This is a genomic window from Pseudomonas sp. 13159349 (assembly GCF_013305685.1).
GTDB classification, from domain to species: Bacteria; Pseudomonadota; Gammaproteobacteria; order Pseudomonadales; family Pseudomonadaceae; genus Aquipseudomonas; species Aquipseudomonas asiatica.
On record NZ_CP045553.1, the window covers coordinates 594,645 to 619,521 of the forward strand.

Below are 24,877 nucleotides of genomic sequence, written 5' to 3' on the forward strand. Positions count from 1 at the left end.
CTCCGCCAGGAGGAAAGGCCTTGAAAGACCTACTGAATTTGCTGAAAAACCAGGGTCAAGTCGAAGAGTTCGACGCCATCCGCATCGGTCTGGCGTCGCCTGAAATGATCCGTTCGTGGTCGTTCGGTGAAGTTAAGAAGCCGGAAACCATCAACTACCGTACGTTCAAGCCTGAGCGTGACGGCCTGTTCTGCGCCAAGATCTTTGGCCCAGTCAAGGACTACGAGTGCCTGTGCGGCAAGTACAAGCGCCTCAAGCATCGCGGCGTGATCTGCGAGAAGTGCGGCGTTGAAGTTGCCCTGGCAAAAGTTCGTCGTGAGCGCATGGCGCACATCGAACTGGCCTCGCCGGTTGCCCACATCTGGTTCCTGAAGTCGCTGCCGTCCCGTATCGGCCTGCTGATGGACATGACCCTGCGTGACATCGAGCGCGTGCTCTACTTCGAGAGCTACGTCGTTATCGACCCGGGCATGACCACCCTGGAAAAAGGCCAGCTGCTGAACGACGAGCAGTACTTCGAAGCGCTGGAAGAGTTCGGTGATGACTTCGACGCCCGCATGGGTGCCGAGGCTGTCCGCGAGCTGCTGCACGCTATCGACCTGGAGCACGAGATCGGTCGCCTGCGCGAAGAGATTCCGCAGACCAACTCGGAAACCAAGATCAAGAAGCTGTCCAAGCGCCTGAAGCTGATGGAAGCGTTCCAGGGTTCGGGCAACCTGCCTGAGTGGATGGTCCTGACCGTCCTGCCAGTGCTGCCGCCGGACCTGCGTCCGCTGGTACCGCTGGATGGCGGCCGCTTCGCGACCTCCGACCTGAACGACCTGTATCGTCGGGTGATCAACCGTAACAACCGTCTGAAGCGCCTGCTGGATCTGTCGGCGCCGGACATCATCGTGCGCAACGAAAAGCGCATGCTGCAGGAGGCGGTCGACGCCCTGCTGGACAACGGCCGTCGCGGTCGCGCCATCACTGGCTCGAACAAGCGTCCGCTGAAGTCCCTGGCCGACATGATCAAAGGTAAGCAAGGTCGCTTCCGTCAGAACCTGCTCGGTAAGCGTGTGGACTACTCCGGCCGTTCGGTAATTACCGTAGGCCCGACCCTGCGTCTGCACCAATGCGGTCTGCCGAAAAAGATGGCTCTCGAGCTGTTCAAACCGTTCATTTTCGGCAAGCTGGAAATGCGTGGTCTGGCGACCACCATCAAGGCTGCCAAGAAGATGGTCGAGCGTGAGCTGCCAGAGGTGTGGGACGTGCTCGCCGAGGTGATCCGCGAACACCCCGTGCTGCTCAACCGCGCACCGACCCTGCACCGTCTGGGTATCCAGGCATTTGAACCGGTTCTGATCGAAGGCAAGGCTATTCAGCTGCACCCGCTGGTCTGTGCCGCGTACAACGCCGACTTCGACGGTGACCAGATGGCCGTTCACGTGCCGCTGACCCTGGAAGCCCAGCTCGAAGCGCGCGCGCTGATGATGTCGACCAACAACATCCTGTCGCCAGCCAACGGTGAGCCAATCATCGTTCCGTCGCAGGACGTGGTACTGGGTCTGTACTACATGACCCGTGAAGTCATCAACGCCAAGGGCGAAGGTCGCGTGTTCGCCGACCTGCAGGAAGTCGACCGCGTATTCCGCGCCGGCGAGGCTGCCCTGCACGCGAAAATCAAGGTTCGTATCAACGAAACCGTGAAAGAGCGTGACGGCTCCGTGGTCAAGAACACCCGCATCGTCGACACCACCGTCGGCCGTGCGCTGCTGTTCCAGGTCGTACCGGCAGGCCTGCCTTACGACGTGGTCAACCAGCCGATGAAGAAAAAGGCGATCTCCAAGCTGATCAACCAGTGCTACCGCGTGGTTGGTCTGAAAGAGACCGTTATCTTCGCTGACCAGCTGATGTACACCGGTTTCGCTTACTCGACCATTTCCGGCGTTTCGATCGGTGTTAACGACTTCGTTATCCCGGACGAGAAAGCACGCATCATCGGTACCGCTACCGACGAAGTGAAGGAAATCGAGAGCCAGTACGCCTCCGGTCTGGTAACCCAGGGCGAGAAGTACAACAAGGTCATCGACCTGTGGTCGAAGGCGAACGACGAAGTGTCCAAGGCGATGATGGCCAACCTCTCGAAAGAGAAGGTCATCGATCGCGAAGGCAAGGAAGTCGAGCAAGAGTCCTTCAACTCGATGTACATGATGGCTGACTCCGGTGCGCGGGGTTCCGCAGCCCAGATCCGTCAGCTGGCCGGTATGCGTGGCCTGATGGCCAAGCCGGACGGCTCCATCATCGAGACGCCGATCACTGCGAACTTCCGTGAAGGTCTGAGCGTTCTGCAGTACTTCATTTCGACCCACGGTGCTCGTAAGGGTCTGGCGGATACCGCACTGAAGACCGCCAACTCCGGTTACCTGACTCGTCGTCTGGTAGACGTTGCCCAGGATCTGGTTGTTACCGAGATCGACTGCGGCACCGACCAGGGCCTGCTGATGACCCCGCACATCGAAGGTGGTGACGTTGTAGAACCGCTGGGTGAGCGTGTGCTGGGTCGTGTCATCGCCCGTGACGTGTTCAAGCCAGGCACCGAGGACGTCATCGTTCCGGCCGGTACCCTGGTCGACGAGAAGTGGGTCGAATTCATCGAGCTGAACAGCATCGACGAAGTGGTCGTGCGTTCGCCGATCAACTGCGAAACCCGCTACGGCATCTGCGCCAAGTGCTACGGTCGTGACCTGGCTCGCGGTCACCAGGTGAACATCGGTGAAGCTGTCGGCGTTATCGCTGCGCAGTCGATCGGTGAGCCGGGTACCCAGCTGACCATGCGTACGTTCCACATCGGTGGTGCTGCAAGCCGTACCTCGGCTGCCGACAGCGTCCAAGTGAAGAACGGCGGTATGGTGCGTCTGCACAACCTGAAGCAGGTAGAACGTGCCGATGGCAACCTGGTTGCCGTATCGCGTTCGGGCGAGTTGGCCATTGCCGACGAGTTCGGTCGTGAGCGTGAGCGCTACAAGCTGCCTTATGGTGCGGTAATTTCGGTCAAGGAAGGTGAAAAGGTCGAAGCTGGCGCTATCGTCGCCAAGTGGGACCCGCACACCCACCCGATCGTTACCGAACTGAAAGGTACCGTGACCTTCGTTGGCATGGAAGAAGGCATCACCATCAAGCGTCAGACTGACGAATTGACGGGTTTGACCAACATTGAAGTACTGGACGTCAAGGATCGCCCGGCCGCTGGCAAGGAAATCCGTCCTGCTATCAAGATGGTCGACGCTTCTGGCAAGGATCTGTACCTGCCAGGTACCGACGTACCTGCCCAGTACTTCCTGCCGGCCAACGCCCTCGTCGGCGTGGCTGACGGTGCCCAGATCGGTGTTGGTGACGTTATCGCGCGTATCCCGCAAGAAACGTCGAAGACCCGTGACATCACCGGTGGTCTGCCGCGCGTTGCCGACCTGTTCGAAGCGCGCCGTCCGAAAGAGGCCTCGATTCTGGCTGAAGTCAGCGGCACCATCGCGTTCGGCAAGGAGACCAAGGGCAAGCGTCGTCTGGTCATCACCCCGACCGACGGTAGCGATCCGTACGAAGAGCTGATTCCGAAGTGGCGCCACCTGAACGTCTTCGAAGGCGAACAGGTAAACCGCGGCGAAGTTATCTCCGACGGCCCGAGCGATCCGCACGACATTCTGCGTCTGCTGGGTGTGAGCGCGCTGGCGAAGTACATCGTCAACGAGATCCAGGACGTTTACCGTCTGCAAGGCGTTAAGATCAACGACAAGCACATCGAGACCATCCTGCGTCAGATGCTGCGCAAGGTCGAGATAACCGAGTCGGGTGACTCCAGCTTCATCAAGGGCGACCAGATGGAACTGACCCAGGTACTGGTAGAGAACGAGCGTCTCGCCAGCGAGGACAAGTTCATCTCCAAGTTCTCCCGCGTGCTGCTGGGTATCACCAAGGCCTCGCTGTCGACCGAGTCGTTCATCTCCGCGGCTTCCTTCCAGGAAACCACCCGCGTACTGACCGAAGCGGCGGTAACCGGTAAGCGCGACTACCTGCGCGGCCTGAAAGAGAACGTGGTCGTGGGTCGTCTGATTCCGGCCGGTACTGGTCTGGCCTACCACAGCGAGCGTAAGCGTCGCCGTGATGCCGACAAGCCGCTGCGTGTGAGCGCCAGTGAGGTGGAAGCCGCACTGACCGAAGCGCTGAACTCCAGCGGTAACTAAGTACAGGGCAGGGCCCCGGCAAGCCCCGAGCGATCAGCGGCGACATGAAATGTTGCCGATGATCGGGCGGGGAGGGCCGGGGCCTCGTCTTGACTGGGTGCAAGATCCTCTTTAGACTTTTGTACCCTTAAATTTGGTGAGGCTCCGTCTCGCCAATTTTTGGCTTTCTTGCAAGACAATAGCGTCGCAAGACAATCAGTGGAGCTAGTAGATGGCAACTATCAACCAGCTGGTACGTCAGCCGCGTAAGCGTACCGTCGAGAAATCCGACGTACCTGCGCTGCAGAACTGCCCGCAGCGTCGTGGCGTGTGCACCCGCGTGTACACCACCACGCCGAAAAAACCTAACTCGGCACTGCGTAAAGTATGCCGTGTGCGTCTGACCAACGGTTTCGAGGTTTCCTCGTACATCGGTGGTGAAGGCCACAACCTGCAAGAGCACAGCGTCGTCCTGATCCGTGGCGGCCGTGTAAAAGACTTGCCAGGTGTTCGTTACCACACCGTTCGCGGCTCTCTGGATACTTCGGGCGTTAAAGGCCGTAACCAGGGTCGTTCGAAGTACGGTACCAAGCGTCCGAAGTAATCGGCCGTTTGCAGACATCCATTTATTTGAGTCGATAAGAGTAAGGTCGGGCAGGGGTCGAAAGACCTGGTCCCGGGCTAACCTGAAGACCGTTTGAGGGCTTATCATGCCAAGACGTCGTGTAGCAGCAAAACGTGAGATCCTTGACGATCCGAAGTACGGATCCCAGATTCTCGCCAAGTTCATGAACCACGTGATGGAAAGCGGCAAGAAGGCCGTAGCCGAGCGCATCGTTTACGGTGCCCTGGATACCGTCAAAGCACGCAAGAACAGCGACCCCCTGGAAATCTTCGAGAAAGCTCTCGACGCCATCGCTCCGCTGGTCGAAGTTAAGTCCCGCCGTGTTGGCGGTGCCACTTACCAGGTTCCGGTTGAAGTTCGTCCGTCCCGTCGTAACGCTCTGGCAATGCGCTGGCTCGTAGACTACGCCCGCAAGCGCGGCGAGAAGTCGATGGCCCTGCGCCTGGCCGGCGAACTGCTGGATGCTGCTGAAGGCAAGGGTGCTGCAGTCAAGAAGCGTGAAGACGTGCACCGTATGGCCGAGGCCAACAAAGCGTTCTCGCACTACCGCTTCTAATTCAAGCATCAATCATTTTGCGAGGGCTTTATGGCTCGTACTACAGCAATTAACCGCTACCGTAACATCGGTATCTGCGCCCACGTTGACGCGGGCAAGACTACCACTACCGAGCGGATCCTGTTCTACACAGGTCTGAGCCACAAAATGGGCGAGGTGCACGACGGCGCCGCGACCACCGACTGGATGGTGCAGGAGCAGGAGCGCGGTATCACCATTACCTCCGCTGCCGTTACCACCTTCTGGAAAGGTTCCCGTGGTCAGTACGACAACTACCGCGTAAACGTCATCGATACCCCCGGCCACGTTGACTTCACCATTGAAGTAGAGCGTTCGCTGCGTGTACTCGACGGCGCGGTCGTTGTGTTCTGCGGTACCTCCGGCGTTGAGCCGCAGTCCGAAACCGTATGGCGTCAGGCCAACAAGTACGGCGTTCCACGTGTTGTCTACGTGAACAAGATGGACCGTGCTGGTGCCAACTTCCTGCGAGTTGTCGGTCAGATCAAGAACCGCCTGGGTCACACCCCGGTTCCGGTCCAGCTGGCTATCGGTGCAGAAGACGACTTCCAGGGTCAGGTCGACCTGATCAAGATGAAAGCCATCTACTGGAACGAAGACGACAAGGGCACCACCTACCGCGAAGAAGAAATTCCAGCGGACATGGTCGACCTGGCTAACGAATGGCGCAACAACATGGTTGAAGCCGCCGCCGAAGCCAGCGAAGAGCTGATGAACAAGTACCTTGAAGAAGGTGAGCTGACCGTCGAAGAAATCAAGGCAGGCCTGCGCGCGCGCACCCTGGCCAGCGAGATCGTTCCGGCTGTCTGCGGTTCGTCGTTCAAGAACAAGGGCGTTCCCCTGGTTCTCGACGCCGTTATCGACTACCTGCCTGCTCCGACCGAAATTCCTGCGATCAAGGGTATCCATCCTGATCTGGCCGAAGTGCCGAAGGATGAAGTCACCCCAGAGCAGTACGACGAGCGTCATGCTGACGACGATGAGCCGTTCTCGGCTCTGGCGTTCAAGATTGCCACCGACCCGTTCGTTGGTACTCTGACCTTCGTTCGCGTTTACTCGGGCTTCCTGACCTCCGGTGACTCCGTCATCAACTCGGTCAAGGGCAAGAAAGAGCGCGTTGGTCGTATGGTGCAGATGCACGCCAACCAGCGTGAAGAGATCAAGGAAGTGCGTGCGGGCGATATCGCCGCTCTGATCGGCATGAAGGACGTCACCACTGGTGACACCCTGTGCAACGCCGACAAGCCGATCATCCTCGAACGTATGGACTTCCCGGAGCCTGTGATTTCGCTCTCCGTAGAGCCGAAAACCAAGGCTGACCAGGAGAAGATGGGTATCGCACTGGGCAAGCTGGCCCAGGAAGACCCGTCGTTCCGCGTCAAGACCGACGAAGAAACTGGTCAGACCATCATCTCCGGTATGGGTGAGCTGCACCTGGACATCCTCGTTGACCGCATGAAGCGCGAGTTCAACGTCGAAGCCAACATCGGCAAGCCGCAGGTTTCGTACCGCGAGAAGATCACCAAGTCCAACGTCGAGATCGAAGGCAAGTTCGTTCGTCAGTCGGGCGGTCGTGGTCAGTTCGGTCACTGCTGGATCCGTTTCTCGGAGCCGGATCAGGACGACAAGGGCAACATCACCGAAGGTCTGGTGTTCGCCAACGAAGTCGTTGGTGGTGTGATTCCTAAGGAATACATCCCTGCGATCCAGAAGGGTATCGAAGAGCAGATGAAGAACGGCGTTGTTGCCGGCTATCCTCTGATCGGCCTGAAGGCCGCGGTATTCGACGGTTCGTACCACGACGTCGACTCCAACGAAATGGCGTTCAAGATCGCCGCTTCGATGGCAACCAAGCAACTGGCCCAGAAGGGCGGTGGCGTGGTTCTCGAGCCGATCATGAAGGTCGAAGTTGTAACTCCGGAAGACTACCTGGGTGACGTGATGGGTGACCTGAACCGTCGTCGTGGTCTGGTCCAGGGTATGGATGAATCGGTCTCTGGCCGTGTCGTCCGCGCTGAAGTTCCGCTCGGAGAGATGTTCGGTTACGCAACCGACGTTCGTTCCATGTCTCAGGGTCGCGCAAGCTACTCCATGGAATTCTCCAAATACGCCGAAGCTCCGTCGAACATCGTCGAAGCACTCGTTAAAAAACAAGGCTAATCCCCTTTAGGCAAGAGGTTCACTGTCGTGGCTAAAGAAAAATTTGATCGTTCCCTTCCCCACGTTAACGTCGGCACCATCGGCCACGTTGACCACGGTAAGACCACTCTGACCGCAGCTCTGACTCGCGTCTGCTCCGAAGTTTTCGGTTCGGCAGTCGTTGAGTTCGACAAGATCGACTCGGCTCCGGAAGAAAAAGCGCGCGGTATCACCATCAACACCGCTCACGTCGAGTACAACTCGAACATTCGTCACTACGCTCACGTTGACTGCCCAGGTCACGCTGACTACGTGAAGAACATGATCACCGGTGCTGCCCAGATGGACGGCGCGATCCTGGTTTGCTCGGCCGCCGATGGTCCGATGCCACAAACCCGTGAGCACATCCTGCTGTCCCGTCAGGTAGGCGTTCCTTACATCGTGGTCTTCCTGAACAAGGCTGACCTGGTAGACGACGCCGAGCTGCTGGAACTGGTCGAGATGGAAGTTCGCGACCTGCTGTCCACCTACGACTTCCCAGGCGACGATACCCCGATCATCATCGGTTCGGCTCGTATGGCCCTGGAAGGCAAAGACGACAACGAAATGGGTACTACCGCTGTCAAGAAGCTGGTAGAAACTCTGGATGCCTACATCCCTGAGCCAGTTCGTGCCGTTGACCAGCCGTTCCTGATGCCGATCGAAGACGTATTCTCGATCTCGGGTCGTGGTACCGTTGTTACCGGTCGTATCGAGCGTGGTATCGTCCGCGTTCAGGATCCGCTGGAAATCGTTGGTCTGCGTGACACCACCACCACCACCTGCACCGGTGTTGAGATGTTCCGCAAGCTGCTGGACGAAGGTCGTGCTGGCGAGAACTGCGGCGTTCTGCTGCGTGGTACCAAGCGTGACGACGTTGAGCGTGGCCAGGTTCTGGTCAAGCCAGGTTCGGTCAAGCCGCACACCAAGTTCACCGCAGAAGTCTACGTTCTGTCGAAGGAAGAAGGCGGTCGTCACACTCCGTTCTTCAAAGGCTACCGTCCTCAGTTCTACTTCCGTACCACTGACGTGACCGGTAACTGCGAACTGCCGGAAGGCGTTGAAATGGTAATGCCAGGTGACAACATTCAGATGACTGTCACCCTGATCAAGACCATCGCAATGGAAGACGGTCTGCGCTTCGCTATCCGTGAAGGCGGTCGTACCGTCGGCGCCGGCGTCGTAGCAAAAATCATCGAGTAATCACTCGACCGATTGAAAAAACCCCCGCTCAGCGGGGGTTTTTTTTATTGGGTTGACACTAAATGGGGGCGTCTATAGAATCACGCCTCCTTTTAGCGGGCGTAGTGCGTCCGTTGGGAACAGCCTGGAGTCTGAAATCCAATGCAAAATCAGCAAATCCGTATCAGGTTGAAGGCTTTCGACCATCGCCTGATCGACCAATCCACCCAGGAAATCGTGGAAACCGCGAAACGTACTGGTGCACAAGTGCGTGGTCCAATTCCACTGCCTACCCGCAAAGAGCGTTTCACCGTTCTGGTTTCCCCGCACGTCAACAAAGACGCGCGTGACCAGTACGAGATCCGCACTCATAAGCGTGTTCTGGACATCGTCCAGCCAACGGATAAAACCGTTGATGCGCTGATGAAGCTTGATCTGGCGGCAGGTGTGGAAGTACAGATCAGCCTCGGCTAAGACTTCGGTCTGGTCGTGTAACGCTCTGAAATGGGCGGCCATAGCGGGTGAAAGCCCCGTACACTCATGAGGTTTACAACATGACTATTGGTGTAATCGGTCGCAAGTGCGGTATGACCCGCATTTTCACCGAAGAAGGTGTCTCCATTCCGGTCACGGTCATCGAGATCGAGCCGAATCGCGTCACCCAGTTCAAAACTGAAGAAACCGATGGCTACCGTGCAGTGCAAGTCACTGTCGGCGAGCGTCGTGCTTCGCGCGTGACTGCCGCTCAGGCAGGCCACTTCGCCAAGGCCAACGTTGCCGCTGGTCGCGGTGTCTGGGAGTTCCGTCTTGAAGAAGGCGATTTCCAGGCTGGCGATCTGATCAAAGCTGAACTCTTCACTGCAGGCCAGCTGGTAGACGTTACTGGTCAGTCCAAAGGTAAAGGCTTCGCCGGTACCATCAAGCGCTGGAACTTCCGTGGCCAGGACAACACCCACGGTAACTCCGTGTCGCACCGTGTCCCAGGTTCCATCGGCCAGTGCCAGACTCCTGGTCGTGTGTTCAAGGGCAAGAAAATGTCCGGTCACATGGGCGCCGAGCGCGTGACTGTTCAGTCCCTGGAAGTAGTTCGCGTAGACGCTGAACGCAACCTGCTGCTGGTCAAGGGTGCCGTTCCAGGCGCTACTGGCGGCGACGTGGTTGTACGTCCAGCTGTCAAGGCTCGCGGTTAAGGGGAAACTGACATGCAACTCAATGTAAATGACGCTCAGGCGATCGAAGTTTCCGAACTGACTTTCGGTGGCGAATTCAACGAGACGCTGGTACACCAAGCAGTCGTGGCCTACATGGCCGGCGGCCGTCAGGGCACCAAGCAGCAGAAGACCCGTTCCGACGTGGCTGGTGGCGGTAAGCGCCCATGGCGTCAGAAGGGTACTGGCCGTGCTCGTGCTGGTACCACTCGTGGTCCGATCTGGCGTGGCGGTGGTGTAACCTTCGCAGCTCGCCCTCAAGATCACTCGCAGAAGCTCAACAAGAAGATGTACCGCGCAGCCCTGCGCTCCATCCTCGCTGAGCTGGTGCGTAGCGACCGTCTGGTCGTGGTTCAGGACTTCGCTGTTGAAGCACCGAAAACCAAAGATCTGCTGAACAAGCTGAACGGCATGGGTCTGAACGACGTACTGATCGTTTCCGACGCTGTTGATCAGAACCTGTACCTGGCTGCTCGCAACCTGCCGCACGTTGACGTACGTGACGTACAAGGTTCCGACCCGGTCAGTCTGATCGCATACGAGAAAGTGTTGATCACTGTCTCGGCCGTGAAGAAATTCGAGGAGCTGCTGGGATGAACCAGGAACGCGTATTCAAAGTCCTCCTTGGCCCGCACGTTTCCGAGAAGGCTACCGTTCTGGCTGAGAAAAAAGGCCAGTTCGTATTCAAGGTTGCTACCGATGCAACCAAGCTGGAAATCAAGAAAGCTGTCGAAGGCCTGTTCAACGTAAAAGTTGAAAACGTGTCGACTGTTAACGTTCTGGGTAAAACCAAGCGTACCGCACGTGGTCTGGGCAAGCGTAATGACTGGAAGAAGGCGATCGTCTCCCTTCAGCCAGGCCAAGATCTCGATTTCAGCAGCAGTGCTGAGTAAGGAAGGGGTGCATCATGGCAATCGTTAAATGCAAACCGACTTCCCCTGGCCGCCGTTTCGTGGTCAAGGTGGTCAACCAGGAGCTGCACAAAGGCGCTCCTCACGCACCGCTGATCGAGAAAAAATCGAAGTCTGGTGGTCGTAACAACAATGGCCGCATCACCACTCGTCACGTTGGTGGTGGTCATAAGCAGCATTACCGTCTGGTCGACTTCCGTCGCAACGACAAAGATGGCATTCCAGCCACTGTCGAGCGTATCGAATACGACCCGAACCGTACTGCTCACATCGCCCTGCTGTGCTACGCAGACGGTGAGCGTCGCTACATCATCGCCCCTAAAGGCGTGAGCGCTGGTGACCAGCTGATCGCAGGTGCCCTGGCCCCAATCAAGGCCGGTAACTCCCTGCAGCTGCGCAATATCCCAGTAGGTAGCACCATTCACGGCATCGAACTGAAGCCGGGTAAAGGTGCTCAGATCGCTCGTTCCGCTGGTGCTTCGGCTCAGCTGATCGCTCGTGAAGGCGTCTACGTGACTCTGCGTCTGCGTTCCGGTGAGATGCGTAAAGTACTGGCTGAGTGCCGTGCGACCCTGGGCGAAGTCTCGAACTCCGAGCACAGCCTGCGTTCGCTGGGTAAAGCTGGTGCCAAACGCTGGCGCGGCGTTCGCCCAACCGTTCGTGGTGTTGCCATGAACCCGGTTGACCACCCACATGGTGGTGGTGAAGGTCGTACCTCCGGTGGTCGTCATCCGGTATCGCCATGGGGCTTCCCAACCAAGGGTGCGAAGACCCGTGGTAATAAGCGTACCGACAACATGATCGTCCGTCGTCGCAAGTAACTAGAGGGATACGACAGTGCCACGTTCTCTGAAAAAAGGTCCTTTTATCGATCTTCACCTGCTGAAGAAGGTCGAAGTGGCGGTGGAGAAGAACGATCGCAAGCCAGTTAAAACCTGGTCGCGCCGTTCGATGATCCTGCCACAAATGGTCGGTCTGACCATCGCGGTACACAACGGTCGTCAACATGTCCCAGTTCTGGTGAACGAAGACATGGTCGGCCACAAACTGGGCGAGTTCGCCGGTACCCGCACCTATCGCGGGCACGTGGCTGACAAGAAAGCCAAGCGTTAAGGGGTAAGGAAATGGAAGTAGCCGCTAAGTTGTCGGGCGCTCGCATCTCCGCCCAGAAAGCCCGCTTGGTCGCCGACCAGATCCGCGGGAAGAAGGTGGGCGAAGCGCTCAACCTGTTGGCCTTCAGCAGCAAAAAAGCCGCTGAAATCATGAAGAAAGTCCTCGAGTCGGCCGTTGCCAACGCCGAACACAACGAAGGCGCAGACGTTGATGACCTGAAGGTCTCCACCGTCTTCGTCAACGAAGGGCGTTCGCTGAAGCGCATCATGCCACGTGCCAAAGGCCGTGCTGATCGCATCGTCAAGCGGTCTTGCCATATCACTGTCAAGGTTGCGGACAAGTAACGGAGTCGATCAGATGGGTCAGAAAGTACATCCCACTGGCATTCGCCTGGGAATCGTCAAGGAGCACACCTCCGTCTGGTACGCAGACGGTGCTACTTACGCAGATTACCTGTTGAAGGATCTGAAAACGCGTGAGTACCTCCAAGACAAACTAAAAAGCGCGTCCGTAAGCCGTATCGATATTCATCGTCCGGCTCAAACTGCACGCATCACCATCCACACCGCTCGTCCCGGTATCGTTATCGGTAAGAAAGGTGAAGATGTCGAGAAGCTGCGTCAGGACCTGACCAAGCAGATGGGTGTGCCTGTGCACATCAACATCGAAGAGATCCGCAAGCCGGAACTCGACGCTATGCTGGTTGCGCAGAGCGTAGCTCAGCAGCTGGAGCGCCGCGTAATGTTCCGTCGCGCCATGAAGCGCGCCGTACAGAACGCCATGCGTATTGGTGCCAAGGGCATCAAGATCCAGGTGAGCGGTCGTCTCGGCGGTGCTGAGATTGCTCGTACCGAGTGGTATCGCGAAGGTCGTGTGCCTCTGCACACCCTGCGTGCCGATATCGACTACAACACCTACGAAGCTCACACCACTTACGGTGTGATCGGTGTGAAGGTTTGGATCTTCAAAGGCGAAGTTATTGGTGGTCGCCAAGAAGAACTGAAACCACAAGCACCAGCGCCTCGTAAAAAAGCTGCTAAGTAAGGGGTACGCCAAATGTTGCAACCAAAGCGTACAAAATTCCGCAAGCAGATGACTGGCCACAACCGTGGTCTGGCACTGCGCGGTAGCAAAGTCAGCTTCGGCGAATTCGCCCTGAAAGCTGTTGCTCGCGGTCGCCTCACCGCTCGCCAGATCGAGTCCGCACGTCGTGCGCTGACCCGTCACGTAAAACGTGGCGGTAAGATCTGGATCCGTGTGTTCCCGGACAAGCCGATCTCCAAGAAGCCTCTCGAGGTTCGTATGGGTAAAGGTAAGGGTTCCGTGGAATACTGGGTTGCCCAGATTCAGCCAGGCAAAGTCCTGTATGAAATCGAGGGTGTTTCTGAAGAGCTGGCGCGCGAAGCTTTCGCCCTGGCTGCTGCAAAGCTGCCTCTCGCCACCTCCTTTGTTAAGCGGACGGTGATGTGATGAAAGCGAATGAACTTCGTGAAAAATCGGCACAGCAACTGAATGAGCAACTGCTCGGCTTGCTGCGCGACCAGTTCAATCTGCGTATGCAGAAAGCAACTGGCCAGTTGGGGCAGTCGCACCTGCTCTCGCAAGTTAAGCGTGACATCGCTCGCGTGAAAACTGTGCTCAACCAGCAGGCAGGTAAGTGATCATGGCTGAAGCTGAAAAAACCGTCCGTACGCTGACTGGCCGTGTCGTCAGCGACAAAATGGACAAGACCATCACCGTTCTGATCGAGCGTCGCGTAAAGCACCCGATCTACGGTAAATACGTTAAGCGTTCGACTAAGCTGCACGCGCACGACGAAGCCAACCAGTGCAAGATCGGCGACAAGGTTTCCATCCGTGAAACCCGTCCGCTGGCCAAGACCAAGTCCTGGGCACTGGTTGAAGTCCTCGAACGCGCTGTTGAAGTCTAAGGGCTAGGGGTCGGAGAAATTTTATGATTCAGACTCAATCCATGCTCGATGTGGCCGATAACAGCGGCGCTCGTCGCGTCATGTGCATCAAGGTGCTCGGTGGTTCGCACCGCCGTTACGCCGGCATCGGTGACATCATCAAGGTAACCGTCAAGGAAGCAATTCCGCGCGGTAAGGTCAAGAAAGGCCAAGTGATGACTGCTGTTGTCGTGCGCACCCGTCACGGTGTTCGTCGCGCTGACGGTTCCATCATTCGTTTCGACGGCAACGCTGCTGTTCTGCTGAACAACAAGCAAGAGCCGATCGGCACTCGCATCTTCGGGCCAGTGACCCGTGAACTTCGTACCGAGAAGTTCATGAAGATCGTCTCGCTCGCCCCTGAAGTGCTGTAAGGAGATCCGACATGCAAAAGATTCGTCGTGACGACGAGATCATCGTGATCGCCGGCAAAGACAAAGGTAAGCGCGGTAAGGTGCTGAAGGTTCTGGCTGACAACCGTCTGGTTGTTGGTGGTGTGAACCTGGTCAAGCGTCATACCAAGCCTAACCCGATGGCGGGCGTACAGGGCGGTATCGTCGAAAAAGAAGCGCCTCTGCACGCTTCCAACGTTGCCATCTTCAACGGCGAAACCAACAAGGCTGACCGCGTTGGTTTCAAAGTAGAAGACGGTAAAAAAATTCGTGTCTTCAAGTCGACCCAAAAAGCGGTTGATGCTTGAACACTGCTAGGTAGAAGACCATGGCACGACTGAAAGAGATTTACCGGAACGAAATCGCTCCTAAGCTTAAGGAAGAACTTAAGCTGTCGAACGTGATGGAAGTTCCGCGCGTTACCAAGATCACCCTGAACATGGGTCTGGGCGAAGCGATCGGCGACAAGAAAGTCATCGAGCACGCTGTTGCCGACCTGGAAAAGATCACCGGTCAAAAGCCGGTCGTGACTTTCGCTCGTAAATCCATCGCGGGCTTCAAAGTCCGTGAAGGCTGGCCGATCGGTGTCAAGGTGACCCTGCGTCGCGACAAGATGTACGAATTCCTGGACCGCCTGCTGGCGATCTCCCTGCCTCGGGTTCGCGACTTCCGCGGCCTGAATGCCAAGTCCTTCGATGGCCGTGGCAACTACAGCATGGGCGTGAAAGAGCAGATCATCTTCCCGGAAATCGACTACGACAAGATCGATGCTCTGCGCGGTTTGGACATCACCCTGACCACCACTGCTCGTTCGGACGACGAAGGCCGCGCTCTGCTGCGTGCTTTCAAGTTCCCGTTCCGCAACTGATTGGAGTAGGAAAATGGCCAAGAAGAGCATGAAAAACCGCGAGCTGAAGCGTCAGCTCACGGTAGCCAAGTACGCCAAAAAGCGTGCCGAGCTGAAAGCGACCATCGTCAACCTGAACGCCTCTCCTGAAGAGCGTTTCGCTGCCGTTGTCGCCCTGCAGAAGCAGCCACGTGATGCCAGCGCTTCGCGTCTGCGCAACCGTTGCCGCCTGACCGGTCGTCCTCACGGTGTATACCGTAAGTTCGGCCTGGGCCGTAACATGCTGCGTCAAGCTGCAATGCGCGGTGACGTACCAGGTCTGGTCAAGGCCTCCTGGTAATCGCAGCAGGCTGGATCCCGGCGGAAGGGGAGCAATCTTCCGACCGCCGGTGACCTCGCCAACAAACAAGCCCCTATATGGGGCTTGTTTCGTTTCTACCTTGTGTCTAGAATGACCGGCTCACCTGAGCCTGGGTTTTTTGCCCTGTCCGCTCGGGTGGTTGTGATAGCCGCAAGGCTAATAATTCTTGTATCAGGAGCATCTAGCCCATGAGTATGCAGGACCCGTTAGCGGACATGCTAACTCGCATCCGTAATGCCCAGATGGCTGAAAAGTCCGTCGTAAGCATGCCTTCCTCCACCCTGAAGGTCGCGGTTGCCAAAGTTCTGAAAGACGAAGGTTACATCGCCGGCTACCAGGTAACTGGTGAGGCCAAGCCTTCCCTGTCGATCGAACTGAAGTACTTCGAAGGCCGTCCGGTCATCGAGGAACTGAAGCGCTCCAGCCGTCCAGGCCTGCGCCAGTACAAGTCCGTCGCAGAACTGCCGAAAGTACGTGGCGGTCTGGGCGTGTCTATCGTCTCCACCAACAAAGGTGTGATGACTGATCGCGCTGCGCGCGCTGCCGGTGTCGGCGGCGAAGTTCTGTGCACAGTGTTCTAAGGGGGGATAGGCATGTCTCGCGTCGCTAAGAACCCCGTTAAGCTGCCAGCAGGCGTCGAAGTCAAATTCGCCGGCCAGCAGCTTTCGGTGAAGGGTGCCAAAGGCACTCTCGAACTGAACGTTCACTCGTCTGTTGAAGTTACCGAAGAGTCTGGCGAGCTGCGTTTCGTCGCTCGTAACGGTGACCAGCAAGCTCGCGCCATGGCCGGTACCACCCGCGCTCTGGTGAACAACATGGTCCAGGGCGTAAGCCAAGGCTTCGAGCGCAAGCTCCAGCTGGTCGGTGTTGGTTACAAGGCACAGGCCAAGGGCACCGTCCTGAACCTGGCCCTGGGCTTCTCGCACCCAGTGGACTACGAACTGCCAGCCGGTATCACCGCTGAAACCCCAAGCCAGACCGACATCCTGATCAAGGGTATCGACAAGCAGCTGGTGGGTCAGGTGGCCGCTGAAATCCGCGACTTCCGTCCGCCAGAGCCTTACAAAGGCAAGGGTGTGCGTTACGCGGACGAAGTAGTCCGTCGTAAAGAAGCCAAGAAGAAGTAGGGCCTAGCAAATGACCGACAAAAAAGTTACTCGACTGCGTCGCGCTCGCAAAGCACGTCTCAAGATGCACGAACTCGAAGTCGTGCGCCTGTGCGTGTTCCGCTCCTCGCAGCACATCTACGCCCAGGTCATTTCGGCCGACGGCAGCAAGGTTCTGGCAAGCGCCTCGACCTTGGACAAAGAACTGCGTGATGGCGCCACTGGCAACATCGACGCGGCCACTAAGGTTGGCAAGCTGGTAGCTGAGCGTGCGAAAGCCGCCGGTGTATCTCAAGTTGCCTTTGACCGTTCCGGCTTCAAGTACCATGGCCGCGTCAAAGCGCTGGCCGATGCTGCTCGTGAAGGCGGGCTGGAGTTCTAAGTTATGGCAAATAACGATCAAAAGCGCGACGAAGGCTACATCGAGAAGCTGGTTCAAGTTAACCGCGTTGCCAAAACCGTAAAAGGCGGCCGTATCTTCACCTTCACCGCGCTGACCGTGGTAGGTGATGGTAAGGGCCGTGTTGGCTTCGGCCGTGGCAAATCGCGCGAAGTACCTGCCGCGATCCAGAAAGCCATGGAAGCTGCTCGCCGCAACATGATCCAGGTTGACCTGAAGGGCACCACCCTGCAGTACGCCACCAAGGCTGCCCACGGCGCCTCGAAGGTTTACATGCAGCCTGCCTCGGAAGGTACCGGTATCATCGCCGGTGGCGCAATGCGTGCTGTCCTGGAAGTTGCTGGTGTTCAGAACGTTCTGGCCAAGTGCTACGGTTCGACCAACCCTGTGAACGTGGTTTACGCCACCTTCAAGGGTCTGAAAGCCATGCAATCTCCTGAATCCATTGCTGCCAAGCGCGGCAAGAGCGTCGAGGAGATCTTCTGATCATGGCAACCGTAAAAGTAACGCTGATCAAGAGCGTCTCGGGCCGTCTGCCTAACCACAAGCTGTGCGTTAAGGGCCTGGGTCTGCGTCGCATCGGTCACACTGTAGAAGTCCAGGATACTCCCGAAAACCGCGGGATGATCAACAAGGCTTACTACATGCTGAAGGTCGAGGGTTAATCGATGAAACTCAATGATCTGAGTCCAGCGCCGGGTTCCCGTCGCGAGAAGCATCGTCCAGGTCGTGGTATCGGTAGCGGTCTGGGCAAGACCGGCGGCCGTGGCCACAAAGGTCAGACTTCCCGTTCGGGTGGTTCGATCGCTCCTGGCTTCGAAGGCGGTCAACAGCCGCTGCACCGTCGTCTGCCGAAGTTCGGCTTCGTTTCCCTGAAAGCCATGGACCGCGCCGAAGTGCGTCTGTCCGAGCTGGCCAAGGTGGAAGGCGACGTGATCTCCGTGCAATCCCTGAAGGATGCCAACGTGATCGGCCAGAACGTACAGCGCGTGAAAATCATGCTGTCTGGCGAAGTCACTCGCGCAGTCACCATCAAGGGTATCGCAGCCACCAAGGGTGCGCGTGCGGCTATCGAAGCAGCTGGCGGCAAGTTCGAGGAATAAATGGCTAAGCAAGGTGCTCTCTCTTCGCTCGGTAAGGGCGGGATGTCGGAACTCTGGGCTCGTCTGCGCTTTCTGTTTATGGCGATCATCGTCTATCGGATAGGTGCGCATATCCCGGTTCCTGGCATCAATCCAGACCGTCTGGCGGATCTGTTTCGGCAGAATGAGGGGACCATTCTTAGCTTGTTCAACATGTTTTCCGGTGGCGCGCTTGAGCGCATGAGCATCTTTGCACTGGGGATCATGCCGTACATCTCGGCATCGATCATCATGCAGCTGATGACGGCGGTCAGCCCGCAACTGGAACAGTTGAAGAAGGAAGGTGAAGCTGGCCGTCGCAAGATCAGCCAGTACACCCGCTACGGCACCGTTATCCTGGCACTGGTTCAAGCCATTGGCATGTCCATTGGCCTGGCCAACCAGGGCGTTGCGTTTTCTGTAGGCCTGGGCTTCCATGTCGTTGCTGTCTCCACCTTCGTGGCAGGCGCGATGTTCATGATGTGGCTGGGCGAGCAGATCACCGAGCGCGGTGTGGGCAACGGTATCTCGATGTTGATCTTCGCGGGTATCGTTGCCGGTCTTCCGAGAGCAATCGGGCAGTCTTTCGAGTCTGCGCGCACAGGCGATATCAACATTTTCGCCCTGGTCGCTATCGGTTTGCTGGCAGTAGCGATTATCGGTTTTGTGGTGTTCATTGAGCGTGGTCAGCGTCGTATCGCCGTTCACTACGCCAAGCGTCAGCAGGGCCGCAAGGTCTTCGCTGCGCAGACCAGCCACTTGCCGCTGAAGGTGAACATGGCGGGGGTTATCCCGGCCATTTTCGCGAGCAGCATTCTGCTGTTCCCGGCTTCGCTGGGTGCCTGGTTCGGTCAGTCCGAAGGTATGGGCTGGCTGCAGGACATCTCGCAGTCGATCGCTCCTGGTCAGCCGTTGAACATTCTGCTGTTTAGTGCAGGGATCATTTTCTTCTGCTTCTTCTACACAGCGCTGATGTTCAACCCGAAAGACGTAGCGGAAAACCTGAAGAAGTCCGGTGCCTTTATTCCGGGTATCCGTCCTGGTGAGCAGTCGGCACGCTACATTGATGGCGTTCTGACCCGTCTGACCATGTTCGGTGCTCTTTACATGATGGCCGTCTGCCTTCTGCCCCAGTTCCTGGTGGTGGCAGCAAATGTGCCGTTCTACCTTGGCGGGACCTCGTTGCTGATTGTGGTAGTGGTTGTGATGGACTTCATGTCCCAAGTACAATCGCACCTCGTTTCGCACCAGTACGAATCCCTGATGAAGAAAGCCAACCTGAAAGGCTACGGTGGCAGCGGTCTGCTGCGCTGATACGCCCCTAAGGTTCGAGGAGTCGGTAATGAAAGTTCGTGCATCGGTGAAAAAGCTGTGCCGTAACTGCAAGATCATCCGTCGCGAAGGCGTCGTACGAGTGATCTGCAGCGCGGAACCGCGTCACAAACAGCGCCAAGGCTGAGTGTGATCTGCGCTTCAAACCCAGCAGCTAGTGTGCTGCTGGGTTGATTATTCGTTTCTACAGCGATATTATCTCGCGCCCTATTTCTTGGCTTCCGGGGCGTAGGTAGCTGTCAATTGGAGTCCCACTGAATGGCCCGTATTGCAGGCGTCAACATTCCAGATAACAAGCATGCTGTTATCTCGCTGACCTACATCTATGGTGTCGGTCGCACTACTGCACAGAAGATCTGTGCAGACGCTGGTGTAAACCCAGCCGCTAAGATCAAGGATCTGAGCGACGAGCAAATCGAAACCCTGCGTGGCGAAGTCGCGAAGTTCACCACCGAAGGTGACCTGCGTCGTGACATCAACATGAAGATCAAGCGCTTGATGGACCTGGGTTGCTACCGCGGCCTGCGTCATCGTAAAGGTCTGCCGGTTCGCGGTCAGCGCACCAAGACCAACGCACGCACCCGTAAGGGCCCGCGTAAGCCGATCCGCAAGTAATCGCCCAGGAATATAGACATGGCAAAACCTGCTGCTCGTCCTCGTAAGAAAGTCAAAAAGACAGTGGTTGATGGCATCGCCCACATCCATGCCTCTTTCAACAACACCATCGTGACCATCACCGACCGTCAGGGCAACGCTTTGTCCTGGGCGACCTCCGGTGGTTCGGGTTTCCGTGGTTCGCGCAAATCCACCCCGTTCGCAGCACAGATCGCTGCTGAGCGTGCTGGTCAAGCTGCGCTGGAATACGGTCTGAAGAACCTCGACGTAAACGTCAAGGGTCCAGGTCCAGGTCGTGAGTCCGCCGTTCGTGCACTGAACAGCTGCGGCTACAAGATCGCCAGCATCACCGACGTGACGCCAATCCCGCACAACGGGTGCCGTCCGCCGAAGAAGCGTCGCGTGTAATCAGGAGACAGATAAATGGCACGTTACATTGGTCCAAAATGCAAACTGTCTCGTCGTGAAGGCACTGACCTGTTCCTGAAGAGCGGCGTTCGCGCTCTGGAATCGAAGTGCAACATCGAAGCAGCCCCAGGTATCCACGGCCAGCGCCGTGGCCGTCAGTCCGACTACGGTACCCAGCTGCGCGAGAAGCAAAAAGTTCGTCGTATCTACGGTGTTCTGGAGCGTCAGTTCCGCGGTTACTACCAGGCTGCAGCCTCGAAAAAAGGCGCAACCGGTGAGAACCTGCTGCAACTGCTCGAGTGCCGTCTGGATAACGTCGTCTACCGTATGGGCTTCGGCTCGACTCGTTCCGAGTCCCGTCAGCTGGTTTCGCACAAAGCGATCAGCGTCAACGGTAAGACTGTAAACATTCCATCCTACCAAGTTCGTCCGGGTGACGTGGTCGCGGTTCGCGAGAAGTCGCTGAACCAGCTGCGCATTGTTCAAGCCCTTGAACTGTGCGCCCAGCGTGGCCGCGTTGAGTGGGTTGACGTGGATGCTGCTAAAAAGTCGGGCGTTTTCAAGAACGTTCCTGCTCGCAGCGACCTGTCTGCCGACATCAACGAGAACCTGATTGTCGAGCTCTACTCCAAGTAAGGGCTAGAAAATAGGTGCATCCATGCAGATTTCGGTAAATGAGTTCCTGACTCCCCGCCACATTGATGTGCAGGTAGTCAGTCCGACCCGCGCCAAGATTACGCTCGAGCCTCTCGAGCGTGGTTTCGGCCATACCCTGGGCAACGCGCTGCGCCGCATCCTGTTGTCCTCCATGCCTGGCTGTGCAGTAGTCGAGGCCGAGATCGACGGCGTACTCCACGAGTACTCCGCGATCGAAGGTGTTCAGGAAGACGTCATTGAAATCCTGTTGAACCTGAAAGGCCTGGCTATCAAACTGCACGGTCGTGACGAAGTTACGCTGACCTTGTCGAAAAAGGGTTCGGGGGTGGTTACCGCTGCCGATATTCAGCTGGATCACGATGTCGAGATCGTCAACCCCGATCACGTAATCGCGAACCTGGCGTCGAACGGCGCCCTGAACATGAAGCTCACTGTAGCTCGTGGTCGTGGTTACGAGCCGGCCGACTCCCGTCAAACCGACGAAGACGAAAGCCGTAGCATTGGCCGTCTGCAGTTGGACGCTTCGTTCAGCCCGGTGCGTCGTATCGCCTATGTGGTCGAGAACGCCCGTGTTGAACAGCGTACCAACTTGGACAAGCTGGTCATTGATCTGGAAACCAACGGCACCCTGGATCCTGAAGAGGCTATCCGCCGCGCTGCGACCATCCTGCAACAGCAGCTGGCCGCGTTCGTCGACCTCAAAGGTGACAGCGAGCCTGTCGTAGTCGAGCAGGAAGACGAGATCGATCCGATCCTGCTGCGTCCGGTTGACGACCTGGAACTGACTGTACGTTCGGCCAACTGCCTCAAGGCGGAGAACATCTACTACATCGGCGACCTGATTCAGCGTACCGAAGTAGAGCTGTTGAAGACTCCTAACCTGGGCAAGAAGTCCCTGACTGAAATCAAGGACGTCCTGGCCTCTCGTGGTCTGTCTCTCGGCATGCGCCTCGACAACTGGCCGCCTGCAAGTCTTAAGAAAGACGACAAGGCGACCGCCTGATCGTCGTAATCACCGAACGTAGTGTTTGGTAAGGAATGAATCATGCGTCATCGTAAAAGTGGACGTCACCTGAGCCGTACCAGCTCTCACCGCAAGGCTATGTTCCAGAACATGGCAGTGTCGCTGATCGAGCACGAGCTGATCAAAACCACCCTGCCGAAAGCCAAGGAACTGCGCCGCGTTGCCGAGCCGCTGATCACCCTGGCCAAGGAAGACAGCGTAGCTAACCGCCGTCTGGCCTTCGATCGTACCCGTTCGAAGTCCGCTGTTGGCAAGCTGTTCAACGACCTGGGCAAGCGTTACGCCACCCGTCAGGGCGGCTACCTGCGCATCCTGAAGTGCGGTTTCCGCGCTGGCGACAACGCTCCTATGGCGTACGTCGAGCTGGTTGATCGTCCGGTCGGCGGTGCTGTAGAAGCTGCTGAGTAAGACGTTCTGTCTGCTACAAAAAACCGGGCCTAGTGCCCGGTTTTTTGTTTCAAGATGTATTGTTTATTTCTATTGATTCAAGTCACGTAATGCATTTGTTCTTGTAACCTTGCTCGTCAATACTCTCTCCAGAGCCGATTAGCCGGCGCTTGAAGACCGATAAGGAGAGCCCATGAGCAAGATTCTCACCACCGCCAGCGGTGCACCTGTAGCAGACAACCAGAATTCCCGTTCCGCCGGCCCGCGCGGCCCGCTGCTGCTCGACGACTTCCACCTGATCGAGAAGCTCGCCCACTTCAATCGCGAGAACATTCCTGAGCGCCGCGTACACGCAAAAGGCTCGGGCGCCTACGGCACCTTTACCGTCACCCGCGATATCACCGATTACACCAGTGCCAAGTTGTTTGAACAGGTTGGCAAGCAGACCGAAACCTTCCTGCGCTTCTCCACCGTTGGTGGTGAGCGTGGCTCCTCTGATACCGAGCGCGATCCCCGTGGTTTTGCCGTCAAGTTCTACACCGAGGAAGGTAACTGGGACATCGTCGGCAACAACACGCCGGTGTTCTTCATCCGCGACCCACTGAAGTTTCCGGACTTTATCCACACCCAGAAGCGTCACCCACAATCCAACCTGAAGAACGCCCAGATGATGTGGGACTTCTGGTCGCACTCTCCCGAGGCGCTGCATCAGGTCACCATTCTGTTCTCCGATCGCGGCATTCCGGACGGCTACCGCCACATGCACGGTTTCGGTAGCCATACCTACAGCCTGATCAATGCCAAGGGTGAACGCACCTGGGTCAAATGGCACTTCAAGACCCAGCAAGGCATCAAGAACCTCGCACCGGCAGATGCCGCGCGCCTGGCAGGTACTGACCCGGACTACGCCCAGCGCGACCTGTTCGAAGCCATCGAGCGGGGCGATTACCCACGCTGGACCGTATGCATCCAGGTGATGAGCGAAGCCGAGGCTGCCAGCCGCGACGAAAACCCCTTCGACGTGACCAAAACCTGGTCGCAGAAGGTCTACCCGCTGATTGAAGTGGGCGTGCTGGAGCTCAACCGTAACCCGCTCAACTACTTTGCCGAGGTCGAGCAGGCTGCGTTTGGCCCGAGCAACATGGTGCCGGGTGTTGGCCTGTCGCCGGACCGCATGCTGCAAGGGCGGGTATTCGCCTACGCCGACGCGCACCGCTACCGGGTGGGCACCAACCATCAGCAACTGCCGGTGAACGCACCACGCTGCCCGGTCAACAGCTACCAGCGTGATGGTTCCATGGCCACTGCCACTTACGGCAGCGCGCCGAACTATGAGCCCAACAGCTACAGCGATGCGCCGAAGCAGTCGCCAAGCCACGCCGAGCCTGCACTGGCCCTGAATGGTTCGGCAGACCGCTACGACCACCGCGAGGACACCGACTACTATAGCCACGCCGGCGCGCTGTTCCGCCTGATGAACGATGAGCAGAAAGCCCTGCTGATAAACAACATTGCCGGCACCATGGCAGGCGTCAGCGAAGACGTGATCCGGCGTCAGCTGCAATACTTCTTCAAGGCCGATCCGGCCTATGGCGAAGGGGTTGCCAAGGCCTTGGGCATCAATCTCGCCTAAGTCGAAGTGATAAGAAGAACCGCCCTCATTTGGGCGGTTTTTCAATGAATATCACTACTGTTTAACCGATTTTTTGCTTCTAATTGCGCGGTTTTTCAGTGACCGCAGGCAAAAGCTGGTTCACACTATATGGCATAGACGTTTTCACATGGAGAAGCAGGGCGATGCAAGGTCACCCGGACGTAATCAACTACCTCGTTACGCTGCTGAAGGGCGAACTGGCGGCTCGCGACCAGTACTTCATTCACTCGCGTATGTACGAAGACTGGGGCCTGTCCAAGCTCTACGAGCGCATCAACCACGAAATGGAAGAAGAGACGCAGCACGCCGATGCCCTGATGCGTCGCATCCTCATGCTCGAAGGCACCCCTGACATGCGCGCGGATGACCTGGAAGTGGGCAGCACCGTGCCGGAAATGATCGAGGCCGACCTCAAGCTCGAGTACAAGGTACGCGGCGCGCTGTGCAAAGGCATCGAACTGTGCGAACTGCATAAGGACTACATCAGCCGCGATATCCTGCGCGCACAGTTGGCTGATACCGAAGAAGATCACACCTACTGGCTGGAGAAGCAGCAGGGGCTGATCAAGGCCATTGGCCTGGAGAATTACCTGCAGTCGCAGATGTAAAAGCCTGGGGCTGCTTTGCAGCCCTAT

Annotated in this window: 35 protein-coding genes; all 35 read left to right on the forward strand. The window is 57.3% G+C overall.

The annotated features are described in order from the left end of the window. Positions 1 to 20 precede the first annotated feature (20 nt). Positions 21 to 4,220: a DNA-directed RNA polymerase subunit beta' gene (rpoC, locus tag GEV38_RS02655; RefSeq protein ID WP_173895552.1), complete on the forward strand. Its 4,200-nt coding sequence runs from the start codon at positions 21 to 23 to the stop codon at positions 4,218 to 4,220. A gap of 211 nt (positions 4,221 to 4,431) precedes the next feature. Continuing rightward, positions 4,432 to 4,803 (forward strand): 30S ribosomal protein S12, encoded by a 372-nt coding sequence (rpsL, locus tag GEV38_RS02660; protein WP_003257088.1) that lies wholly within the window; start codon positions 4,432 to 4,434, stop codon positions 4,801 to 4,803. Between the two features lie 106 nt (positions 4,804 to 4,909). Further along, complete coding sequence (gene rpsG, locus GEV38_RS02665; protein ID WP_003246741.1) at positions 4,910 to 5,380, forward strand: 30S ribosomal protein S7; 471 nt, start codon at positions 4,910 to 4,912, stop codon at positions 5,378 to 5,380. A 30-nt stretch (positions 5,381 to 5,410) separates the two neighbouring features. Next, positions 5,411 to 7,558, forward strand: a complete 2,148-nt coding sequence (fusA, locus tag GEV38_RS02670; RefSeq protein ID WP_015268748.1) for an elongation factor G — start codon at positions 5,411 to 5,413, stop codon at positions 7,556 to 7,558. Between the two features lie 27 nt (positions 7,559 to 7,585). Continuing rightward, positions 7,586 to 8,779 carry an elongation factor Tu gene (gene tuf / locus GEV38_RS02675; protein ID WP_013970626.1) on the forward strand — a complete coding sequence of 398 codons (1,194 nt, stop codon included), beginning with the start codon at positions 7,586 to 7,588 and terminating at the stop codon, positions 8,777 to 8,779. A 141-nt stretch (positions 8,780 to 8,920) separates the two neighbouring features. Continuing rightward, a complete protein-coding gene (gene rpsJ / locus GEV38_RS02680) occupies positions 8,921 to 9,232 on the forward strand; it encodes a 30S ribosomal protein S10 (RefSeq protein ID WP_003186070.1) in 312 nt (103 codons plus the stop codon). A gap of 80 nt (positions 9,233 to 9,312) precedes the next feature. Continuing rightward, positions 9,313 to 9,948, forward strand: coding sequence for a 50S ribosomal protein L3 (gene rplC / locus GEV38_RS02685; protein ID WP_003257089.1), 636 nt, complete (start codon positions 9,313 to 9,315; stop codon positions 9,946 to 9,948). A 12-nt stretch (positions 9,949 to 9,960) separates the two neighbouring features. Beyond that, positions 9,961 to 10,563 carry a 50S ribosomal protein L4 gene (rplD, locus tag GEV38_RS02690; RefSeq protein ID WP_008089819.1) on the forward strand — a complete coding sequence of 201 codons (603 nt, stop codon included), beginning with the start codon at positions 9,961 to 9,963 and terminating at the stop codon, positions 10,561 to 10,563. Then, complete coding sequence (rplW, locus tag GEV38_RS02695; RefSeq protein WP_003255484.1) at positions 10,560 to 10,859, forward strand: 50S ribosomal protein L23; 300 nt, start codon at positions 10,560 to 10,562, stop codon at positions 10,857 to 10,859. Before rplD ends, rplW begins: the two co-directional genes overlap by 4 nt. 14 nt (positions 10,860 to 10,873) lie before the next feature. Continuing rightward, positions 10,874 to 11,698, forward strand: coding sequence for a 50S ribosomal protein L2 (rplB, locus tag GEV38_RS02700; protein ID WP_015268750.1), 825 nt, complete (start codon positions 10,874 to 10,876; stop codon positions 11,696 to 11,698). Between the two features lie 16 nt (positions 11,699 to 11,714). Then, positions 11,715 to 11,990 (forward strand): 30S ribosomal protein S19, encoded by a 276-nt coding sequence (rpsS, locus tag GEV38_RS02705; RefSeq protein ID WP_003255482.1) that lies wholly within the window; start codon positions 11,715 to 11,717, stop codon positions 11,988 to 11,990. A gap of 11 nt (positions 11,991 to 12,001) precedes the next feature. Beyond that, positions 12,002 to 12,334 carry a 50S ribosomal protein L22 gene (rplV, locus tag GEV38_RS02710; protein WP_003103908.1) on the forward strand — a complete coding sequence of 111 codons (333 nt, stop codon included), beginning with the start codon at positions 12,002 to 12,004 and terminating at the stop codon, positions 12,332 to 12,334. 13 nt (positions 12,335 to 12,347) lie between these two features. Further along, a complete protein-coding gene (gene rpsC, locus GEV38_RS02715; RefSeq protein ID WP_003255481.1) occupies positions 12,348 to 13,034 on the forward strand; it encodes a 30S ribosomal protein S3 in 687 nt (228 codons plus the stop codon). A 12-nt stretch (positions 13,035 to 13,046) separates the two neighbouring features. After that, entirely contained in the window at positions 13,047 to 13,460 is a 414-nt protein-coding gene (gene rplP / locus GEV38_RS02720; protein ID WP_003255479.1) for a 50S ribosomal protein L16, read from the forward strand. Further along, on the forward strand, positions 13,460 to 13,651 hold the full coding sequence (gene rpmC / locus GEV38_RS02725) for a 50S ribosomal protein L29 (protein ID WP_002555481.1): 192 nt from the start codon (positions 13,460 to 13,462) through the stop codon (positions 13,649 to 13,651). The genes rplP and rpmC overlap by 1 nt, the downstream gene beginning before the upstream one ends. Positions 13,652 to 13,653: 2 nt before the next feature. Then, positions 13,654 to 13,920 (forward strand): 30S ribosomal protein S17, encoded by a 267-nt coding sequence (gene rpsQ, locus GEV38_RS02730; RefSeq protein ID WP_003255478.1) that lies wholly within the window; start codon positions 13,654 to 13,656, stop codon positions 13,918 to 13,920. Between the two features lie 23 nt (positions 13,921 to 13,943). Next, positions 13,944 to 14,312 (forward strand): 50S ribosomal protein L14, encoded by a 369-nt coding sequence (rplN, locus tag GEV38_RS02735; protein ID WP_002555479.1) that lies wholly within the window; start codon positions 13,944 to 13,946, stop codon positions 14,310 to 14,312. An 11-nt stretch (positions 14,313 to 14,323) separates the two neighbouring features. Further along, positions 14,324 to 14,638, forward strand: a complete 315-nt coding sequence (gene rplX / locus GEV38_RS02740) for a 50S ribosomal protein L24 (protein ID WP_013970637.1) — start codon at positions 14,324 to 14,326, stop codon at positions 14,636 to 14,638. A gap of 20 nt (positions 14,639 to 14,658) precedes the next feature. Next, a complete protein-coding gene (gene rplE / locus GEV38_RS02745; RefSeq protein ID WP_003257095.1) occupies positions 14,659 to 15,198 on the forward strand; it encodes a 50S ribosomal protein L5 in 540 nt (179 codons plus the stop codon). A gap of 13 nt (positions 15,199 to 15,211) precedes the next feature. Then, complete coding sequence (rpsN, locus tag GEV38_RS02750; RefSeq protein WP_013970638.1) at positions 15,212 to 15,517, forward strand: 30S ribosomal protein S14; 306 nt, start codon at positions 15,212 to 15,214, stop codon at positions 15,515 to 15,517. Between the two features lie 209 nt (positions 15,518 to 15,726). Continuing rightward, the gene (rpsH, locus tag GEV38_RS02755) at positions 15,727 to 16,119 is read left to right on the forward strand and encodes a 30S ribosomal protein S8 (protein WP_009681971.1); all 393 of its coding nucleotides are present in this window, start codon (positions 15,727 to 15,729) and stop codon (positions 16,117 to 16,119) included. Between the two features lie 12 nt (positions 16,120 to 16,131). Further along, positions 16,132 to 16,665 carry a 50S ribosomal protein L6 gene (gene rplF, locus GEV38_RS02760; protein ID WP_009681972.1) on the forward strand — a complete coding sequence of 178 codons (534 nt, stop codon included), beginning with the start codon at positions 16,132 to 16,134 and terminating at the stop codon, positions 16,663 to 16,665. Positions 16,666 to 16,675: 10 nt separating this feature from the next. Beyond that, entirely contained in the window at positions 16,676 to 17,026 is a 351-nt protein-coding gene (rplR, locus tag GEV38_RS02765; protein ID WP_009397496.1) for a 50S ribosomal protein L18, read from the forward strand. Between the two features lie 3 nt (positions 17,027 to 17,029). After that, positions 17,030 to 17,530: a 30S ribosomal protein S5 gene (gene rpsE, locus GEV38_RS02770; RefSeq protein ID WP_003255465.1), complete on the forward strand. Its 501-nt coding sequence runs from the start codon at positions 17,030 to 17,032 to the stop codon at positions 17,528 to 17,530. Positions 17,531 to 17,532: 2 nt separating this feature from the next. Beyond that, entirely contained in the window at positions 17,533 to 17,709 is a 177-nt protein-coding gene (rpmD, locus tag GEV38_RS02775; RefSeq protein ID WP_003255463.1) for a 50S ribosomal protein L30, read from the forward strand. A gap of 3 nt (positions 17,710 to 17,712) precedes the next feature. Then, a complete protein-coding gene (rplO, locus tag GEV38_RS02780; RefSeq protein WP_003257107.1) occupies positions 17,713 to 18,147 on the forward strand; it encodes a 50S ribosomal protein L15 in 435 nt (144 codons plus the stop codon). Then, entirely contained in the window at positions 18,148 to 19,479 is a 1,332-nt protein-coding gene (gene secY / locus GEV38_RS02785; RefSeq protein WP_003257108.1) for a preprotein translocase subunit SecY, read from the forward strand. Positions 19,480 to 19,507: 28 nt separating this feature from the next. Then, positions 19,508 to 19,624, forward strand: coding sequence for a 50S ribosomal protein L36 (gene rpmJ / locus GEV38_RS02790; protein WP_002555468.1), 117 nt, complete (start codon positions 19,508 to 19,510; stop codon positions 19,622 to 19,624). Positions 19,625 to 19,755: 131 nt separating this feature from the next. Beyond that, positions 19,756 to 20,112 (forward strand): 30S ribosomal protein S13, encoded by a 357-nt coding sequence (rpsM, locus tag GEV38_RS02795; RefSeq protein WP_003257112.1) that lies wholly within the window; start codon positions 19,756 to 19,758, stop codon positions 20,110 to 20,112. Between the two features lie 18 nt (positions 20,113 to 20,130). Beyond that, positions 20,131 to 20,520, forward strand: a complete 390-nt coding sequence (gene rpsK / locus GEV38_RS02800; protein ID WP_003255454.1) for a 30S ribosomal protein S11 — start codon at positions 20,131 to 20,133, stop codon at positions 20,518 to 20,520. 15 nt (positions 20,521 to 20,535) lie between these two features. After that, positions 20,536 to 21,156 (forward strand): 30S ribosomal protein S4, encoded by a 621-nt coding sequence (rpsD, locus tag GEV38_RS02805; protein WP_003257114.1) that lies wholly within the window; start codon positions 20,536 to 20,538, stop codon positions 21,154 to 21,156. A gap of 22 nt (positions 21,157 to 21,178) precedes the next feature. Then, entirely contained in the window at positions 21,179 to 22,180 is a 1,002-nt protein-coding gene (gene rpoA / locus GEV38_RS02810; RefSeq protein WP_003255452.1) for a DNA-directed RNA polymerase subunit alpha, read from the forward strand. A gap of 42 nt (positions 22,181 to 22,222) precedes the next feature. Then, positions 22,223 to 22,609: a 50S ribosomal protein L17 gene (rplQ, locus tag GEV38_RS02815; protein WP_003255451.1), complete on the forward strand. Its 387-nt coding sequence runs from the start codon at positions 22,223 to 22,225 to the stop codon at positions 22,607 to 22,609. A gap of 172 nt (positions 22,610 to 22,781) precedes the next feature. Then, on the forward strand, positions 22,782 to 24,221 hold the full coding sequence (locus GEV38_RS02820) for a catalase (RefSeq protein ID WP_015268751.1): 1,440 nt from the start codon (positions 22,782 to 22,784) through the stop codon (positions 24,219 to 24,221). A gap of 164 nt (positions 24,222 to 24,385) precedes the next feature. After that, positions 24,386 to 24,850: a bacterioferritin gene (gene bfr / locus GEV38_RS02825; RefSeq protein ID WP_003257116.1), complete on the forward strand. Its 465-nt coding sequence runs from the start codon at positions 24,386 to 24,388 to the stop codon at positions 24,848 to 24,850. Positions 24,851 to 24,877 lie beyond the last annotated feature (27 nt).

Bases quoted from the DNA above. Each gene is read 5' to 3' on its own strand.
- rpsL (WP_003257088.1), top strand. From the start codon at position 4,432: ATGGCAACTATCAACCAGCTGGTACGTCAGCCGCGTAAGCGTACCGTC.
- rpsG (WP_003246741.1), top strand. From the start codon at position 4,910: ATGCCAAGACGTCGTGTAGCAGCAAAACGTGAGATCCTTGACGATCCG.
- fusA (WP_015268748.1), top strand. From the start codon at position 5,411: ATGGCTCGTACTACAGCAATTAACCGCTACCGTAACATCGGTATCTGC.
- rpsJ (WP_003186070.1), top strand. From the start codon at position 8,921: ATGCAAAATCAGCAAATCCGTATCAGGTTGAAGGCTTTCGACCATCGC.
- rplC (WP_003257089.1), top strand. From the start codon at position 9,313: ATGACTATTGGTGTAATCGGTCGCAAGTGCGGTATGACCCGCATTTTC.
- rplD (WP_008089819.1), top strand. From the start codon at position 9,961: ATGCAACTCAATGTAAATGACGCTCAGGCGATCGAAGTTTCCGAACTG.
- rplW (WP_003255484.1), top strand. From the start codon at position 10,560: ATGAACCAGGAACGCGTATTCAAAGTCCTCCTTGGCCCGCACGTTTCC.
- rplB (WP_015268750.1), top strand. From the start codon at position 10,874: ATGGCAATCGTTAAATGCAAACCGACTTCCCCTGGCCGCCGTTTCGTG.
- rplV (WP_003103908.1), top strand. From the start codon at position 12,002: ATGGAAGTAGCCGCTAAGTTGTCGGGCGCTCGCATCTCCGCCCAGAAA.
- rpsC (WP_003255481.1), top strand. From the start codon at position 12,348: ATGGGTCAGAAAGTACATCCCACTGGCATTCGCCTGGGAATCGTCAAG.
- rplP (WP_003255479.1), top strand. From the start codon at position 13,047: ATGTTGCAACCAAAGCGTACAAAATTCCGCAAGCAGATGACTGGCCAC.
- rpmC (WP_002555481.1), top strand. From the start codon at position 13,460: ATGAAAGCGAATGAACTTCGTGAAAAATCGGCACAGCAACTGAATGAG.
- rpsQ (WP_003255478.1), top strand. From the start codon at position 13,654: ATGGCTGAAGCTGAAAAAACCGTCCGTACGCTGACTGGCCGTGTCGTC.
- rplN (WP_002555479.1), top strand. From the start codon at position 13,944: ATGATTCAGACTCAATCCATGCTCGATGTGGCCGATAACAGCGGCGCT.
- rplX (WP_013970637.1), top strand. From the start codon at position 14,324: ATGCAAAAGATTCGTCGTGACGACGAGATCATCGTGATCGCCGGCAAA.
- rplE (WP_003257095.1), top strand. From the start codon at position 14,659: ATGGCACGACTGAAAGAGATTTACCGGAACGAAATCGCTCCTAAGCTT.
- rpsN (WP_013970638.1), top strand. From the start codon at position 15,212: ATGGCCAAGAAGAGCATGAAAAACCGCGAGCTGAAGCGTCAGCTCACG.
- rpsH (WP_009681971.1), top strand. From the start codon at position 15,727: ATGAGTATGCAGGACCCGTTAGCGGACATGCTAACTCGCATCCGTAAT.
- rplF (WP_009681972.1), top strand. From the start codon at position 16,132: ATGTCTCGCGTCGCTAAGAACCCCGTTAAGCTGCCAGCAGGCGTCGAA.
- rplR (WP_009397496.1), top strand. From the start codon at position 16,676: ATGACCGACAAAAAAGTTACTCGACTGCGTCGCGCTCGCAAAGCACGT.
- rpsE (WP_003255465.1), top strand. From the start codon at position 17,030: ATGGCAAATAACGATCAAAAGCGCGACGAAGGCTACATCGAGAAGCTG.
- rpmD (WP_003255463.1), top strand. From the start codon at position 17,533: ATGGCAACCGTAAAAGTAACGCTGATCAAGAGCGTCTCGGGCCGTCTG.
- rplO (WP_003257107.1), top strand. From the start codon at position 17,713: ATGAAACTCAATGATCTGAGTCCAGCGCCGGGTTCCCGTCGCGAGAAG.
- secY (WP_003257108.1), top strand. From the start codon at position 18,148: ATGGCTAAGCAAGGTGCTCTCTCTTCGCTCGGTAAGGGCGGGATGTCG.
- rpmJ (WP_002555468.1), top strand. From the start codon at position 19,508: ATGAAAGTTCGTGCATCGGTGAAAAAGCTGTGCCGTAACTGCAAGATC.
- rpsM (WP_003257112.1), top strand. From the start codon at position 19,756: ATGGCCCGTATTGCAGGCGTCAACATTCCAGATAACAAGCATGCTGTT.
- rpsK (WP_003255454.1), top strand. From the start codon at position 20,131: ATGGCAAAACCTGCTGCTCGTCCTCGTAAGAAAGTCAAAAAGACAGTG.
- rpsD (WP_003257114.1), top strand. From the start codon at position 20,536: ATGGCACGTTACATTGGTCCAAAATGCAAACTGTCTCGTCGTGAAGGC.
- rpoA (WP_003255452.1), top strand. From the start codon at position 21,179: ATGCAGATTTCGGTAAATGAGTTCCTGACTCCCCGCCACATTGATGTG.
- rplQ (WP_003255451.1), top strand. From the start codon at position 22,223: ATGCGTCATCGTAAAAGTGGACGTCACCTGAGCCGTACCAGCTCTCAC.
- GEV38_RS02820 (WP_015268751.1), top strand. From the start codon at position 22,782: ATGAGCAAGATTCTCACCACCGCCAGCGGTGCACCTGTAGCAGACAAC.
- bfr (WP_003257116.1), top strand. From the start codon at position 24,386: ATGCAAGGTCACCCGGACGTAATCAACTACCTCGTTACGCTGCTGAAG.